General features: G+C 56.4%; 15 protein-coding genes. 4 read left to right on the forward strand and 11 right to left on the reverse strand.

Going from position 1 to position 15,648, the window contains the following annotated elements:
• Window positions 1-132: 132 nt before the first annotated feature.
• The 4 genes from sdhB to sdhC are packed head-to-tail and all read right to left on the reverse strand — an operon-like array spanning window position 133 to window position 3,376.
• Window positions 133-849, reverse strand: coding sequence for a succinate dehydrogenase iron-sulfur subunit SdhB (gene sdhB / locus APT89_RS22065; protein WP_008501090.1), 717 nt, complete (start codon window positions 847-849; stop codon window positions 133-135).
• Between the two features lie 15 nt (window positions 850-864).
• Window positions 865-2,631: a succinate dehydrogenase flavoprotein subunit gene (gene sdhA, locus APT89_RS22070; RefSeq protein ID WP_041910764.1), complete on the reverse strand. Its 1,767-nt coding sequence runs from the start codon at window positions 2,629-2,631 to the stop codon at window positions 865-867.
• A complete protein-coding gene (gene sdhD / locus APT89_RS22075; protein ID WP_060573602.1) occupies window positions 2,631-2,978 on the reverse strand; it encodes a succinate dehydrogenase membrane anchor subunit in 348 nt (115 codons plus the stop codon). Before sdhD ends, sdhA begins: the two co-directional genes overlap by 1 nt.
• On the reverse strand, window positions 2,972-3,376 hold the full coding sequence (gene sdhC, locus APT89_RS22080; protein ID WP_026080740.1) for a succinate dehydrogenase cytochrome b556 subunit: 405 nt from the start codon (window positions 3,374-3,376) through the stop codon (window positions 2,972-2,974). The genes sdhD and sdhC overlap by 7 nt, the downstream gene beginning before the upstream one ends.
• A 638-nt stretch (window positions 3,377-4,014) precedes the next feature.
• Between sdhC and APT89_RS22085 the strand changes: the two genes are divergently transcribed.
• Window positions 4,015-5,298: a citrate synthase gene (locus APT89_RS22085; RefSeq protein ID WP_028012378.1), complete on the forward strand. Its 1,284-nt coding sequence runs from the start codon at window positions 4,015-4,017 to the stop codon at window positions 5,296-5,298.
• Window positions 5,299-5,397: 99 nt separating this feature from the next.
• Here APT89_RS22085 and nei read toward each other — a convergent pair whose 3' ends face one another.
• The 7 genes from nei to APT89_RS22120 form a co-directional block, all read right to left on the reverse strand.
• Window positions 5,398-6,189, reverse strand: coding sequence for an endonuclease VIII (gene nei / locus APT89_RS22090; protein ID WP_060573604.1), 792 nt, complete (start codon window positions 6,187-6,189; stop codon window positions 5,398-5,400).
• A gap of 18 nt (window positions 6,190-6,207) precedes the next feature.
• Window positions 6,208-6,948 carry a 5-oxoprolinase subunit PxpA gene (gene pxpA, locus APT89_RS22095; protein WP_060573606.1) on the reverse strand — a complete coding sequence of 247 codons (741 nt, stop codon included), beginning with the start codon at window positions 6,946-6,948 and terminating at the stop codon, window positions 6,208-6,210.
• Complete coding sequence (gene pxpC, locus APT89_RS22100; RefSeq protein WP_028012375.1) at window positions 6,935-7,867, reverse strand: 5-oxoprolinase subunit PxpC; 933 nt, start codon at window positions 7,865-7,867, stop codon at window positions 6,935-6,937. Before pxpC ends, pxpA begins: the two co-directional genes overlap by 14 nt.
• Complete coding sequence (gene pxpB, locus APT89_RS22105) at window positions 7,861-8,517, reverse strand: 5-oxoprolinase subunit PxpB (RefSeq protein WP_028012374.1); 657 nt, start codon at window positions 8,515-8,517, stop codon at window positions 7,861-7,863. The genes pxpC and pxpB overlap by 7 nt, the downstream gene beginning before the upstream one ends.
• 14 nt (window positions 8,518-8,531) lie before the next feature.
• Window positions 8,532-9,275, reverse strand: coding sequence for a type 2 GTP cyclohydrolase I (locus APT89_RS22110; RefSeq protein WP_028012373.1), 744 nt, complete (start codon window positions 9,273-9,275; stop codon window positions 8,532-8,534).
• 10 nt (window positions 9,276-9,285) lie between these two features.
• Window positions 9,286-10,698, reverse strand: coding sequence for a deoxyribodipyrimidine photo-lyase (gene phrB / locus APT89_RS22115; protein ID WP_060573608.1), 1,413 nt, complete (start codon window positions 10,696-10,698; stop codon window positions 9,286-9,288).
• Window positions 10,699-11,296: 598 nt separating this feature from the next.
• Window positions 11,297-11,503, reverse strand: coding sequence for a YbfA family protein (locus APT89_RS22120; RefSeq protein WP_014069366.1), 207 nt, complete (start codon window positions 11,501-11,503; stop codon window positions 11,297-11,299).
• Window positions 11,504-11,812: 309 nt separating this feature from the next.
• Between APT89_RS22120 and kdpF the strand changes: the two genes are divergently transcribed.
• The 3 genes from kdpF to kdpB are packed head-to-tail and all read left to right on the forward strand — an operon-like array spanning window position 11,813 to window position 15,648.
• Window positions 11,813-11,902: a K(+)-transporting ATPase subunit F gene (gene kdpF / locus APT89_RS23875; protein WP_014069365.1), complete on the forward strand. Its 90-nt coding sequence runs from the start codon at window positions 11,813-11,815 to the stop codon at window positions 11,900-11,902.
• The gene (gene kdpA / locus APT89_RS22130; RefSeq protein WP_060573610.1) at window positions 11,902-13,581 is read left to right on the forward strand and encodes a potassium-transporting ATPase subunit KdpA; all 1,680 of its coding nucleotides are present in this window, start codon (window positions 11,902-11,904) and stop codon (window positions 13,579-13,581) included. Before kdpF ends, kdpA begins: the two co-directional genes overlap by 1 nt.
• 18 nt (window positions 13,582-13,599) lie before the next feature.
• Complete coding sequence (gene kdpB, locus APT89_RS22135; protein WP_060573612.1) at window positions 13,600-15,648, forward strand: potassium-transporting ATPase subunit KdpB; 2,049 nt, start codon at window positions 13,600-13,602, stop codon at window positions 15,646-15,648.

Raw genomic sequence — 15,648 nt, forward strand, 5'->3', positions numbered from 1 at the left:
AACCGCGCCTTGTCTCGCGCTGAACGTCTCGATTATTTACTTATCTGGCAGTTTTTAAAGGTTTCTGCAATTTATTCCCTCTCCCTTTGGGAGAGGGTTAGGGTGAGGGGAACAGCGCTCCCCTCTCACTACTTACGCACTGCGCTGCAGCAGCATCGACTTAATATGGCCGATGGCACGCGTCGGGTTCAGCCCCTTCGGACACACACTGACGCAGTTCATGATGCTATGGCAGCGGAATACGCTGAAAGCGTCACTTAATCCTTCCAGACGGCTGTCGGTTTCGGTGTCGCGGCTGTCGATCAGGAAGCGATAGGCAGCCAGCAGACCCGCAGGGCCGATAAACTTGTCCGGGTTCCACCAGAACGACGGGCAGGACGTTGAACAGCATGCGCAGAGAATACACTCGTACAGACCATCGAGTTTTTCACGCTGCTCAGGAGACTGTAAGTGCTCGCGAGCGGGTGGATTTTGCCCATTATTCAATAAGTAAGGCTTAATCTTCTCATATTGTGCATAGAATTGCCCCATGTCTACCACCAAATCACGCACGACCGGCAGGCCTGGCAGAGGACGGATAACAATTTTCTGACCAGGACGCTGCAGCGCTGAAATTGGCGTGATGCAGGCCAGGCCGTTTTTGCCGTTCATGTTCACACCGTCAGAGCCACATACCCCTTCACGGCAGGAGCGGCGGAACGACAGCGTAGGATCTTTCTCTTTCAGCTGGATTAAGGCATCCAGCAGCATCATGTCACGACCTTCTTCCGCTTCGAGGGTATAGTCCTGCATGCGCGGAGCGTCATCAACATCCGGGTTATAACGATAAACTGAGAATTCGAGTTTCATTATCCTGTCTCCGCATTAGTAAGTACGAATCTTCGGCGGGAACGCCGGACGCAGTTTCGGTTCCATGTTGACGTTACGACGCGTCATGGTTTCCGACTCTGGCAGATACAGGGAATGGCACAGCCAGTTTTCATCGTCACGATCCGGGAAGTCGAAGCGGCTATGGGCGCCACGGCTTTCGGTACGGAAGTTTGCCGACATGGCGGTTGCGAATGCGGTTTCCATCAGGTTATCCAGCTCCAGGCACTCAACGCGCTGGGTGTTGAACTCGCTGGAGGTGTCGTCCAGACGGGCATTTTTCAGACGCTCGCGGATCGCCTTCAGCTGCTCAAGGCCTTTGGCCATCGCATCGCCTTCACGGAATACCGAGAAGTTGTGCTGCATGCACTCCTGCAGCGCTTTACGGATTTCCACCGGATCTTCGCCGTTACGGTTACCGTTCCAGCGGTTGAGGCGTTCAAGAGAGGCGTCGATTTCGTCGTCGGTTGCATCACGCAGCGCGCCCTGCTCGGCAATGGACTCCTGCAGATGCAGACCCACCGCACGACCAAATACCACCAGGTCCAGCAGCGAGTTGCCGCCCAGACGGTTTGCGCCGTGTACGGATACGCAGGCGATTTCGCCTACCGCGAACAGGCCAGGAATGACCACGTCTTCGCCCTGCTCGTTCACGGTCAGCGCCTGACCGGTCACTTTGGTCGGAATACCGCCCATCATGTAGTGGCAGGTTGGGATAACCGGGATCGGCTCTTTCACCGGATCGACGTGCGCGAAAGTACGGGACAGTTCCAGAATGCCCGGCAGACGGGATTCCAGCACTTCTTTACCCAGATGGTCGAGCTTCAGCTTCGCGTGTGGACCCCATGGGCCATCGCAGCCGCGGCCTTCACGGATTTCGATCATGATGGAACGCGCCACCACGTCACGACCCGCCAGGTCTTTCGCATTCGGGGCATAACGCTCCATGAAGCGCTCGCCGTGTTTGTTCAGCAGGTAGCCACCTTCACCGCGGCAGCCTTCGGTGACCAGCACGCCCGCACCGGCGATACCGGTTGGGTGGAACTGCCACATCTCCATGTCCTGCACGGGTACGCCGGCGCGAATAGCCATACCGACGCCGTCACCGGTGTTGATGTGGGCGTTAGTGGTGGACTGATAAATACGGCCCGCGCCACCGGTCGCCAACACGGTCGCGCGGGCTTTGAAGTAAACCACTTCACCGGTTTCGATGCACAGTGCGGTACAGCCAACAATTGCGCCATCGGCGTTTTTCACCAGATCCAGCGCATACCACTCGGAAAAGATGGTGGTATGGTTTTTCAGGTTCTGCTGATACAGGGTGTGCAGCAGTGCGTGACCGGTACGGTCAGCCGCCGCCGCGGTACGTGCCGCCTGCTCGCCGCCGAAGTTTTTCGACTGGCCGCCAAACGGACGCTGATAGATGGTGCCATTTTCCAGACGGGAGAACGGCAGACCCATATGGTCCAGCTCCAGAATCGCTTCCGGGCCGGTTTTACACATATATTCGATGGCATCCTGGTCGCCGATATAATCGGAACCTTTTACCGTGTCGTACATGTGCCATTCCCAGTTATCTTCATGGGAGTTACCCAGCGCAACGGTAATACCGCCCTGCGCGGACACAGTGTGGGAACGGGTCGGGAACACTTTAGAGAGCAGCGCACAGGTCTGGCCGCTCTGGGAAATTTGCAGTGCGGCGCGCATACCTGCGCCACCCGCACCAATCACAACAGCATCAAATTCTCTGACTGGCAGTTTCATTACACACCCCACACCACAACAAATCCATAAATGACGTAAACCAGCAGCGCAACAACAATAATCAGTTGCAGCGGAAGGCGAATCGCCAGCGGTTTAACGTAATCGGTCAACACCTGCCACATGCCGATCCAGGCATGGATAAGGATGGAGAACAGGGCCAGCAGGGTGAACACTTTGGTGAAGGCCGATCCGAAGAAACCACTCCAGTTTTCCCACGTCAGCGTGCCGCTGGTCGCGAAGAAACCGATCATATAGATGATGTAAAGCGTGAGGACGATGGCGGTAGCGCGGACCAGAATGAAGTCATGTACGCCGTTGCGTCCTAATGCGGAGGCGTTGCTTACCATACGAGAACTCCTGCGAGAAGTGAAAGCACGACAGTGATCACAAATGAAATGTTCGCGGTACGTTTCCCGGCCTCGAACGTCTCTTCCAGATAGCCAAAGTCCATCAGCATGTGGCGTACGCCGCCAACAACGTGATAGGCCAGCGCGGTGAGAATGCCCCACATGATAAATTTCACGAAGAAGCTATTCATGATGGCCGAGGCCTGGAGGAATCCTTCAGGGGAAGAGAGGCTGGTGCCCAGTAACCACAGCAAAATACCGACCGCCACAAACGTAATCACACCAGAAACACGGTGCAGAATGGACGCTATTGCTGTTACGGGGAACCGGATCGTTTTGAGATCCAGATTGACAGGTCTTTGTTTTTTCACATTTCTTATCATGAATAACGCCCACATGCTGTTCTTATTGTTTCCTTCCTCCGGACTGCGATGCGGGTCAAGCAGCGTTCCTTTTCTATAACTGCGCGTCATGCAAAACATTGCTTCCAAATGCTAAAACGACACGTTACAACGCTGGGTGGCTCGGGATTGCAGGGTGTTCCGGAGACCTGGCGGCAGTATAGGCCGTTCACAAAATCATTACAATTAACCTACATACAGTTTGTTGGGTTTTCTCTGGAACAGTGATCAGGGTCACGATAACAACATCTTTTTAATTTTTAATCATCTGATTTGACAAATGTTAAACAATATTGTTACAAACGTCATCAGAAAAGGCATATAATGCGCAAAAGTTATGAGGTCTCTCTTTCACCTGACAAATAGTTATGTAACAGTGTGATGGTATTGACCGAAGTTATCAGGACAGTTATTAGTGATATACAGGTTTGAATAATTCGGACTGCAAAAACGCTGATTTGCTGTTGTTTCACTGATATTTCATTCGTTTACCTGCAAGGCGCCATAGCTCTGTACCCTGGTTACTCCTCGTGAGCTGAGCGGTAAGCCAAATAACAATCTGGTAACGGTGATTAACAGCTGAAGGCAAATCCGGTAAAAGCAGTCTTAAGCATAAGGCGCTAAGGAGACCGTAAATGGCTGATACAAAGGCAAAACTCACCCTAAATGGTGATGATGCTATTGAACTGGATGTGCTAAAAGGCACGCTCGGTCAGGATGTTATTGATATCCGTACGCTGGGTTCCAAAGGAGTATTTACCTTTGACCCTGGATTTACCTCTACCGCATCTTGCGAATCCAAAATCACCTACATTGACGGTGACGAAGGTATCCTGCTCCATCGCGGCTTCCCCATCGATCAGTTAGCCACCGAATCCAACTACCTGGAAGTGTGCTACATCCTGCTGAACGGCGAAAAGCCGACGCAGGCGCAGTACGATGAATTCAAAACCACCGTAACCCGTCACACCATGATCCATGAGCAGATTACCCGTCTGTTCCATGCGTTCCGTCGTGACTCTCACCCAATGGCGGTGATGTGCGGGATTACCGGTGCGCTGGCGGCGTTCTACCACGACTCACTTGACGTGAATAACCCGCGTCACCGTGATATCGCGGCGTTCCGCCTGCTGTCCAAAATGCCGACCATGGCGGCGATGTGCTACAAATACTCCATCGGCCAGCCGTTTGTGTACCCACGTAACGACCTCTCCTACGCCGGCAACTTCCTGCGCATGATGTTCTCCACGCCGTGCGAAGAGTATGAAGTGAATCCGGTGCTGGAACGCGCGATGGACCGTATTTTGATCCTGCACGCTGACCACGAGCAGAACGCCTCTACCTCTACTGTCCGTACCGCAGGCTCTTCAGGCGCGAACCCGTTCGCCTGTATCGCTGCGGGCATCGCCTCCCTGTGGGGACCGGCGCACGGCGGCGCGAACGAAGCGGCGCTGAAGATGCTGGAAGAGATCAGCACCGTTGAGCACATTCCAGAGTTCGTGCGTCGCGCGAAAGACAAGAATGACTCCTTCCGCCTGATGGGCTTCGGTCACCGTGTTTACAAAAACTACGACCCGCGCGCAACCGTTATGCGTGAGACCTGCCATGAAGTGCTGAAAGAGCTGGGCACCAAAGACGATCTGCTGGAAGTGGCGATGGAGCTGGAACACATCGCGCTGAACGACCCGTACTTCATCGAGAAGAAACTCTACCCGAACGTCGATTTCTACTCTGGCATTATTCTGAAAGCGATGGGCATTCCGTCTTCCATGTTCACCGTGATCTTCGCCATGGCGCGTACCGTGGGCTGGATTGCGCACTGGAACGAAATGCACAGCGAAGGTATGAAAATCGCCCGTCCTCGTCAGCTGTACACCGGCTACGAGCAGCGTGATTTTAAGTCTGACCTGAAGCGCTAAAAAACGTTGGGTGCGGCCTGATGCCCTCACCCCGGCCCTCTCCCACAGGGAGAGGGAACAAACCTTAAAAACGGTAACCCCTGGGTTACCGTTTTGCTTTTATCTCTGGCAGTGCGGGCACCAGTAAAAAGGTCTGGAAGAGAGCATAATCCTGTCGATAATCCCGCCGCACCGCTCGCACTTTTTCCCCGCCCGATGGAACACCTTAAAGCGGAACAGCGCCCCGTGATGTTTGTTCTCATCCACCACGCCGCGCGTGTTGTACGACAGCCGTGGAATATCCAGCAGCGCGTGCGACAGCGCGTCCAGCTGTTCCTCGCTAAGCTGAGAGGCCTTGCGCTGCGGCGCCAGCCCCACTTGCCAAAGGATTTCCACCCGCAGATAGTTGCCTAATCCCGCCAGAAAAGCCTGATCGAGCAACAATCCGGAAAACTGGCGGTTGCGGAATTTTGGCGATAACAGTCGGGCCTTCACGTCGCTCGCCGTCAGGCGCATGTCCAGCACGTCCGGCCCGACGCGCTGTAAGAACGGATGCGTCAGCAGCTGCTCCGGCGTTAACATTTCAATATCAGAGGCGCTGTAGAGCAGGATCGCCTTATCCGCCGTTTGTAACCGGACGCGCAGCACGCGCGTCGTTTGCGGCTGCTCGTCCGCATCGACGACGCGCCACACACCGTAGAGCTGGTTATGGCTATATAACGTCAGGTTATGGGAAAAATGCGTGAGCAACGCTTTGCCGCGCGTTTCAATGTGGGTCACCGTCTGTCCCACCAGCTCTGTTTCAAACGGCTTAAGTTGAGGAAAGGCAAACCAGACATCGGTCAGCGGTTTGCCCTTTATCGCCGCCTCCAGGCTATCCGCCGCACGGCGGATCTCCGGACCTTCAGGCATGTCATTGTCCTTTAATAATCAATCTGCGCTGACGAGAATGCCCTCTTCAGAGAACGCCGCCCGCAGGCGGCGCGCAAACTGGAGCGCATGCTCGCCATCACCATGTAAACATACCGTATCAGCCTGAACGTGTGCCGACGTGCCGTCCACAGCGGTCACCCGCCCGAAGCGCACCATCGCCAGCGTCTGCGCCAGCGCTTTATTTTCGTCAGTAATCAGCGCACCGGCCTGCGTGCGCGGCACCAGGCTGCCGTCCGGCATGTATCCCCGATCGGCAAAGACTTCCTGCCGCGTCGTCAGCCCCAGCCGTTCTCCGGCACGAATAAGCTCGCTACCCGCCAGGCCAACCAGAATCAGCTGCGGATTGCAGTCCCGCACCGCGCGGGCAATCGCCTCCGCCAGCGCCGGGGCTTTCGCTGCCTGGTTATAGAGCATGCCGTGCGGTTTGACGTGACGCAGCACGCCATGTTCAGCGCGCACTATCGCCTCCAGCGCGCCGATCTGGTAGAGCACCTGAGCGTAGACCGTCTCAGGGGGCAGATCCATCGCCGTACGGCCAAAGTTCTCCCGGTCCGGGAAGCTCGGGTGAGCGCCAATCGCCACGCCGTTTTTAATGGCATTACGCACGCTCTCCAGCATGGTTTGCGCATCGCCCGCGTGAAAACCGCAGGCGATATTGACCGAGGAGACCAGGGTCATCAGTTCCGCATCGGCGCTGCTGCCCTCCCCCAGATCGGCGTTTAAATCAATCTTTACCATCAAGCCTCCACGCCAGCTGTTCGAGATAGCGCTGCCGATCCTGCCGGGCCTTTAGCGCCTCCTCCAGCGTACACTGCACGAAATGAATCGGCTGACCGAGAGGGATTTGCGCCAGATGGTAGCGATCCGCTTCGATAATGCAGGCAATACGCGGATAGCCGCCGGTAGTTTGCGCGTCGTTCATCAGTACGATGGGCTGCCCGTTGCCCGGCACCTGAATCACCCCCGGCAGCAGCCCGTGGGAAAGCAGCTCCCGGTCAGTCGTGCGGGTCAGCGGCTGCCCCTGAAGCCGGTAACCCATACGGTTACTCTGCGGGCTGATTTTCCACGGCGAACGCCAGAAAGACTCTTTTGAGGCTTCATCAAACTCCTGATATTCCGGTCCCGGCAAGGCGCGGATCACGTTCCCCCAAAGCAGCTGCTTCACGCCCTGCGTGGTGGTGAAATGGCGCGCTGATGGCTTAATCGCAAGACGATCGCCGTCGCGCAGCAGCCGTCCTTCATGGCCGCCCATTCCCGCTTTCTGGTCGGTGCTGGACGACCCCAACACCTCCGGCACGTCGATGCCCCCCGCCACGGCAAGATAGCTGCGCACGCCGTGCAGAGGACGCTTAAGCGTCAGACGCTGCCCGGCTTTCGCCCGCAATCGCCAGCCGGTCCACACCGCTTTGCCGTCCAGCGTTGCGTCACAGCCCGCGCCGGTTAAGGCGAACCAGGTCTCCTCACCAAATTCAATAACGCACTGACCCAGCGTAATTTCTAACGCCGCCGTGCTGCCCGCGTTGCCTACCAGCAGGTTGGCAATCTCCAGCGAAGGACGATCGAGCGCACCGCAGTAGCTCACGCCGGACTGGCGCATGCCAAAGCGTCCGGCATCCTGAACGGAGGTATAAAGCCCCGCGCGAATAAGCGTTAACATACCCCCTCCTTCTGCGGGATAAAGCGCAGGGTATCACCCGGACGCAGGAGGATCGGTGCCTCCTGCCCCGGTTTAAATAGTGGCATAGAGGTGTGCCCGATAAGCTGCCAGCCGCCCGGTGAAGTAAGCGGATAAATTCCGGTTTGTTCACCGCCAATCGCCACCGTTCCTGCGGGTACGCTCAGGCGCGGCTCAGCCCGACGCGGGGTATGCAGCCGGGGAGATAATCCGCCCAGATACGGAAAGCCCGGCTGAAAACCCAGAAACCAGACGACGTAATCCACCGAGCTGTGCAGCTCCACAACCTGCTTTACTGTTAATCCACAGTGTTCGGCCACCACGCCAAGGTCAGGGCCACCTTTGCCGCCATAGACAACCGGGATCTCAATCGCCCGCGATTCTGGCTCCAGCGCCTCGCTCTCTTCCCACCAGCGCTGAAGACGCTCAATGGCATCCAGCGCCCCGGTGTGCGGATCGCGTAACACCACGGTGATATTATTCATACCCGGAATAGCTTCAACCACGCCGGGTAGCTCGGGCAGTCGCTGTGCCAGGCGCCAGATACGCTTTTGCGTGGCAAGCGTCACGGGAGGCTCAAGCTCCAGAACTACCGCGGTTTCACCCAGAAGATAACAACGCGCTCGCTGCACTTAACTACCTCTCATCAGGCCGGATTAGGAATATCAATAAAGGTCACATCCAGATCGGTATTTTCCGTCAGCCACTCGCTGAGGGCGCGAATACCGCCGCGCTCGGTAGCGTGGTGGCCTGCCGCGTAGAAATGCAGCCCCTGCTCGCGGGCAGAGTGAACCGTCTGCTCGGAGACTTCGCCGGTAATAAACGCATCAACACCAAAGCGCGCGGCGCTGTCGATAAAGCCCTGGCCGCCGCCGGTACACCACGCCACGCGCTTCACGGTATCCGGCCCGGTATCTCCGCACCACAGCGGACGACGCCCCAGCCGCGCTTCGATCCACGAGGCCAGCTCCAGCCCCGGTACCGGCATCGACAGTTCGCCCCACGGCACCAGCGGCTCGATTTCACCCATCACGGTAATCCCTAACAGCTGCGCCAGCTGGACGTTATTTCCCAGTTCAGGATGCGCATCCAGCGGCAGATGGTAACCGTACAGGTTGATATCATTCGACAGCAGCGTTTTGAGGCGGTTGCGCTTCATGCCGCGGATAATCGGCGATTCGTTTTTCCAGAAGTAACCGTGATGGACAATCACCGCGTCGGCTTCCTGACGCACCGCCTCATCCAGCAGCGCCTGGCTTGCCGTCACGCCGGTGATGATTTTCTGCACCGTTTCGCGCCCTTCGACCTGCAGGCCATTCGGGCCATAGTCGCTAAAGGAGGCGGTATTAAGTTTTTCGTTAATCAGGCGTTCCAGTTCACTGTTTTTCATCATCATTCTCTCAAACTTTTCGGGCGGCTTCGTACGCCGCCAGCGTGGCGACGCGCGCCTGTTTATGGTCGACAATCGGGCGGGGATAATCGAGCTTTACGCCCTGTTTATCCGCCCATGCCCACGGGTCATGGATCGCTTTTTCAGGAACGTTCCTGAGCGCGGGCAACCAGCGGCGAATAAAGTCGCCGTTGGCATCAAATTTTTGCCCCTGCGTGGTCGGATTAAAAATCCTGAAATAGGGAGCCGCATCGGTGCCGGTAGAGGCCGCCCACTGCCAGCCACCGTTATTCGCCGCCAGATCGCCATCGATCAGCTGAGAAATAAAATAGCGCTCTCCGATTCGCCAGTCGATAAGCAGATCTTTCACCAGGAAGCTCGCGGTAATCATTCGCAGACGATTGTGCATCCACCCGGTTTCATTTAGCTGGCGCATAGCGGCGTCCACAATCGGATAGCCCGTATCCCCTTTTTGCCAGGCCTGTAAAAGTGCCTCATCGTGCTGCCATTTTACGCTGTCGGTCCACGTAATGAACGGACGATGCTTACAGAGATTGGGATGGTACGTCATCAGATGGCGGTAGAATTCACGCCAGATAAGTTCGTTCAGCCACACCGAGCCCGCACCACCGTCCAGCGCCTGCGGCTGTTCGGCCAGAAGACGATGCAAACACTGGCGAGGAGAGAGCACGCCCAGCGCCAGGCAGGCCGATAACCGGCTTGTCCCTTCAATTGCCGGGAAATCCCTGCGCGCGTCATATTCTCCCGCGCACTGCTTGCAAAACTGGCGCAGCTTCGCAATAGCGGCCTTCTCACTGGCAGGGAACAGAAGTTCATCAAATGCCCGCAGGGGATAGTTGAACGTTAATTCGGGGAGATCGGTTATAGCCTCTCCTCTGGCGGCGGGCGCGGGTACGCACTCCGGCAGCGCCTCTTTCAGGCGCTTAACAAAAGCATTTTTAAACGGCGTAAACACTTTATACATTTCGTGACCGCCGGTCATAACGCTGCCCGGAGCCAGCATCACGCTGTCATCAAATCCCTCACATACCACCTCTCCCAGCATTTTCTCCAGCTGGCGGTCCCGCTGCTGTTCGTTCAGTTCGTACTGGTAGTTATAAAAAAGATGCGTGACGCCGTTCTGCTGGCATATCTCCTGCAGCATATGAAGCTGCGCGGTAAAATCGCTGACCTCTTTGTAGATAAGAGGTATGCCTTTCTCGGCAAGCGCGTGCTGCAGTTCGTTCAGGTGTGATTTGAGGTAAGCCGCCTGCCGTGGTGCCATATCATGCTGCTGCCACTGCTCAGGCGTGGCGATAAATAGCGCCAGTACGCTGGCGTCATCAGAGCGGCAGGCTGCCGCGAGAGCGATGTTGTCATGTACGCGCAAATCCGCGCGAAACCAAACCAGATGGGTGGCCATAAAACTCCAGGCTATTGTCCATTATGTCCATAAGGGCATGCCATACAAGGAAAAAGCATGCATTGAACTACTTTGCCATGAAGTGTAGACGGGATGAAATAAAAAAGGCCGCCCGGGGCGGCCTTAACGCTACTTGTCCTGCGCTATCGTGGTTAAAGCGACAAACGCATTAGGTTCATCACTCTTTACAACGAGTACGCTGGCGACAATGAACGCGATGCATATATAGCGTTTCACTATGCGGTCCCTGCTGCTAACCGCTCCACCGTTCACCACCGGTGATAAATCGGTGGACACAAGCCCTGACGAGAGCCTGACTTACGGTTGTGGTGACGCCTTTCCCGGGACCGGTGCCCATGTGCGAGATGGCGGAAAGGGACGCTGCATAGTAGTTGGCCCTGGTGTAAAACGTAATCCACCGAAAAGATTTTAAGAATATATTTAGGGAGTTGCAGTTTGATTACTTAAGGACCCGAGATATTCTTGGAAGCCTCTGACGAGGGCTTGAAGACCACCCAACGGACCGCGAATCCCGAGGGACAAAAAAACCGCCATATTGCTATTGGCGGTTTTTTTATGGCTACGCGTCAGCGTTGTATCAATAGAAATCGCAGGTCGCTTTCTCTGCCTGATCCATCCACACCGGCTTCTCGCTGGTTTTCGCCCAGACGCGGTGCAGATAGCTATAAAAACGCGCGCGATCTTTCCAGAACAACATCACCGGCAGGGCCAGCACGCCAGCCACTACGGCGAAAGTGCGACGCATGAACACGATATGAGCCGGATACTCTTTATAAAGATCCATATTTTTCTCCCCTGTAGTTGGCCGGAAACCTTCTCCGGAAAATGTGAAATCTGTGACCTGGATAAAATAATATCGCTTTGTTTGTAATTTTACTACTCATCCGACCACTTATTTTCGTCCGTTTAGCAAAAACTTACACTCGCACCGTAATTAAGTTACAAAAAAGTTAACGATTTACTTATCAATAGTTAAACTGTGGGCTTTGCCATTTTTATACTTTTTTTACACCCGCCCTTCTCATTTTTGCGAAATCTTTGCGCCATAAATCCTACCGTTAGCACAACAACAAAAGTCACCCGGAGGTGGATTGTGAGTGCAGGTCTTATTGCCGGCATCGTGCTGGTGTTCCTGTTATTGGGTTATCTGGTCTATGCCCTGATTAACGCGGAGGCATTCTGATGGCTGCTCAGGCGTTTTTGCTTATTGCCAGCTTCTTAGTGGTATTGTTCGTTCTGGCAAGGCCGCTGGGAACGGGGCTGGCCAGGCTTATCAACAACGTCCCCCTGCCCGGCACGGGAAGCGTTGAAAAAGGGATCTGGCGCGTGCTGGGAATCGACGATCGGGAGATGAGCTGGCGCGAATATCTGTTCGCTATTCTGCTGCTGAACATCGTTGGGCTTTTTGCACTTTTTGCCATGCTGATGCTGCAGGGCATCCTGCCGCTGAATCCGCAACGGTTACCGGGCCTGTCCTGGCATCTTGCGCTGAACACGGCGGTCAGTTTTGTTACCAACACCAACTGGCAGTCCTATGCCGGTGAAACCACGCTGAGCTATTTCAGCCAGATGGCTGGATTAACCGTGCAGAACTTCCTCTCTGCAGCCAGCGGTATCGCGGTAATTTTCGCGCTGACGCGCGCGTTTGCACGTCAGAAAATCGGTACCCTGGGTAACGCCTGGGTGGATCTGACGCGCATTACGCTGTGGATCCTGCTGCCGATTGCGTTGCTTATCGCGCTGTTCTTTATTCAGCAGGGCGCCCTGCAAAACCTGCTGCCTTACGCCCCGTATACCTCGCTGGAAGGAGCAAAACAGCTCCTGCCGATGGGCCCAGTGGCGTCGCAGGAAGCCATCAAGATGCTCGGCACCAACGGCGGCGGATTCTTCAACGCCAACTCGTCGCATCCGTTTGAAAACCCTACCGCCCTGACCAATTTTGTGCAGATGCTGGCGATCTTCCTGATCCCCGCCGCGCTCTGTTTCGCCTTTGGTGATGTGGTCAACGATCGCCGTCAGGGCCGCACACTGCTCTGGACCATGTCGCTGATCTTCGTGGTCTGCGTGGCGCTGGTGATGTGGGCTGAATGGAGCGGTAACCCCCATTTCATGCAGCTTGGGGCGAACAGCACTATTAATATGGAAGGCAAAGAAAGCCGCTTCGGCATTCTTGCCAGCAGCCTTTATGCAGTCGTCACTACAGCAGCCTCGTGCGGGGCGGTGAACGCCATGCATGACTCTTTCACCGCGCTGGGCGGCATGATCCCGATGTGGCTGATGCAGATTGGCGAGGTGGTATTTGGCGGCGTGGGCTCCGGTCTTTACGGCATGCTGCTGTTCGTGCTGCTGGCGGTGTTTATTGCCGGTCTGATGATTGGCCGCACCCCGGAATATCTGGGTAAAAAAATCGACGTTCGCGAGATGAAATTAACCGCGCTGGCAATCCTGGTCACCCCGGCTCTCGTGCTGCTCGGCACCGCGCTGGCGCTGATGACCGAGGCCGGACGCAGCGGCATCTTTAACCCCGGCATTCACGGTTTCAGTGAAGTGCTGTATGCCGTCTCCTCTGCCGCCAACAACAACGGCAGCGCCTTTGCAGGCTTAAGCGCCAACTCTCCGTTCTGGAACTGTCTGCTGGCGTTCTGCATGTTCGTGGGCCGCTTCGGGATCATTGTGCCGGTTATGGCGATAGCCGGATCGCTGGTGAACAAAAAAATCCAGCCGACCACTACCGGGACATTACCGACCCACGGCGCGCTGTTTATCGGCCTGCTGACGGGCACCGTGTTGCTGGTCGGCGCCCTGACCTTTATCCCCGCCCTCGCGTTAGGCCCGGTCGCGGAATACCTCTCTTTACGCTGATTTTGCGGAGAAATTGTCATGAGTCGTAAACAACTGGCCCTGTTCGAACCGTCATTAGTTCGCCAGGCGCTCATGGATGCGGTGAAAAAGCTGAGCCCGCGCGTGCAGTGGCACAACCCGGTGATGTTTATTGTCTGGGCGGGAAGCGTCCTGACAACCGCCCTGGCGATTGTCATGGGAACGGGCCATATGCCGGGAAATGCGATGTTTACCGGCGCCATCAGCCTGTGGCTGTGGTTTACCGTGCTGTTCGCCAACTTTGCCGAAGCGCTGGCGGAAGGCCGCAGTAAAGCCCAGGCCAATAGCCTGAAAGGGGTGAAAAAAACCGCCTTCGCGCGCAAGCTACGTGAACCGAAGTACGGTGCGCAGATGGACCACGTTCCGGCGGATGAACTACGTAAAGGTGATGTGGTGCTGGTGGAAGCTGGCGACATCATCCCGTGCGACGGAGAAGTCATTGAAGGTGGCGCATCGGTAGATGAAAGCGCCATTACCGGGGAATCCGCACCGGTGATCCGTGAATCCGGCGGTGATTTTGCCTCCGTGACGGGCGGGACGCGCATTCTCTCCGACTGGCTGGTGATCCAATGCAGCGTTAACCCGGGTGAAACCTTCCTCGACCGGATGATCGCCATGGTGGAAGGCGCACAGCGCCGTAAAACGCCAAACGAGATTGCCCTGACCATCCTGCTGGTGGCCCTGACCATTGTCTTCCTGCTGGCAACCGCCACACTGTGGCCGTTCTCCGCCTATGGCGGTACCGCGGTCACCGTCACGGTACTGGTGGCGCTGCTGGTCTGCCTTATCCCCACCACCATTGGCGGCCTGCTGTCGGCCATCGGCGTGGCTGGCATGAGCCGTATGCTCGGTGCCAACGTCATCGCCACCAGCGGGCGTGCCGTAGAAGCCGCCGGTGACGTGGATGTGTTGCTGCTGGATAAAACCGGCACCATTACCCTCGGTAACCGCCAGGCGTCGGATTTCTTACCCGCCCCGGGCGTGGATGAAAAAACGCTGGCGGATGCGGCACAGCTCTCCTCGCTTGCCGATGAAACCCCGGAGGGCCGAAGCATTGTTGTTCTCGCCAAGCAGCGCTTTAACCTGCGCCAGCGCGACGTTCAGAGCCTGCATGCCACCTTCGTGCCGTTTACGGCGCAAACCCGAATGAGCGGGATTAACATTCAGGATCGCATGATCCGTAAAGGCTCTGTTGACGCCATCCGTCGCCACATTGAGGCCAACAATGGCCACTTCCCGCCTGAAGTGGACAACCTGGTCGAAAGCGTAGCCCGTCAGGGGGCCACGCCGCTGGTGGTGGCAGAAGGCGCGAACGTGCTGGGCGTAATTTCCCTGAAAGATATCGTTAAAGGCGGCATTAAAGAGCGCTTTGCCCAGCTGCGTAAAATGGGCATTAAAACGGTGATGATCACCGGGGATAACCGTCTTACCGCAGCGGCGATTGCCGCCGAAGCGGGCGTGGATGATTTCCTTTCCGAAGCCACGCCGGAAGCCAAGCTGGCGTTGATTCGTCAGTATCAGGCGGAAGGTCGTCTGGTGGCGATGACCGGCGACGGTACCAACGATGCCCCTGCCCTGGCGCAGGCCGACGTGGCGGTGGCGATGAACTCCGGTACCCAGGCAGCAAAAGAGGCGGGCAACATGGTCGACCTCGACTCTAACCCGACCAAGCTGATTGAGGTGGTGCACATCGGCAAACAGATGTTGATGACGCGCGGTTCGCTGACCACCTTCAGTATCGCCAACGACGTGGCGAAGTATTTCGCCATTATCCCGGCGGCCTTTGCGGCCACCTATCCGCAGCTCAATGCGCTGAATGTGATGCACCTGCACTCTCCGGCATCGGCCATTCTGAGCGCGGTGATTTTCAACGCCCTGATCATTGTCTTTCTTATTCCGCTGGCGCTGAAGGGCGTGAGCTATAAGCCGCTGACCGCCGCCGCCATGCTGCGCCGCAACCTGTGGATTTACGGCCTGGGCGGGCTGGTGGTGCCTTTCATCGGTATCAAGGCTATCGACCTGCTGTTGACGCTGTTCGGGCTGGTTTAA

The sequence above is a fragment of the Enterobacter sp. 50588862 genome (assembly GCF_001462935.1).
GTDB lineage: Bacteria > Pseudomonadota > Gammaproteobacteria > Enterobacterales > Enterobacteriaceae > Enterobacter > Enterobacter bugandensis.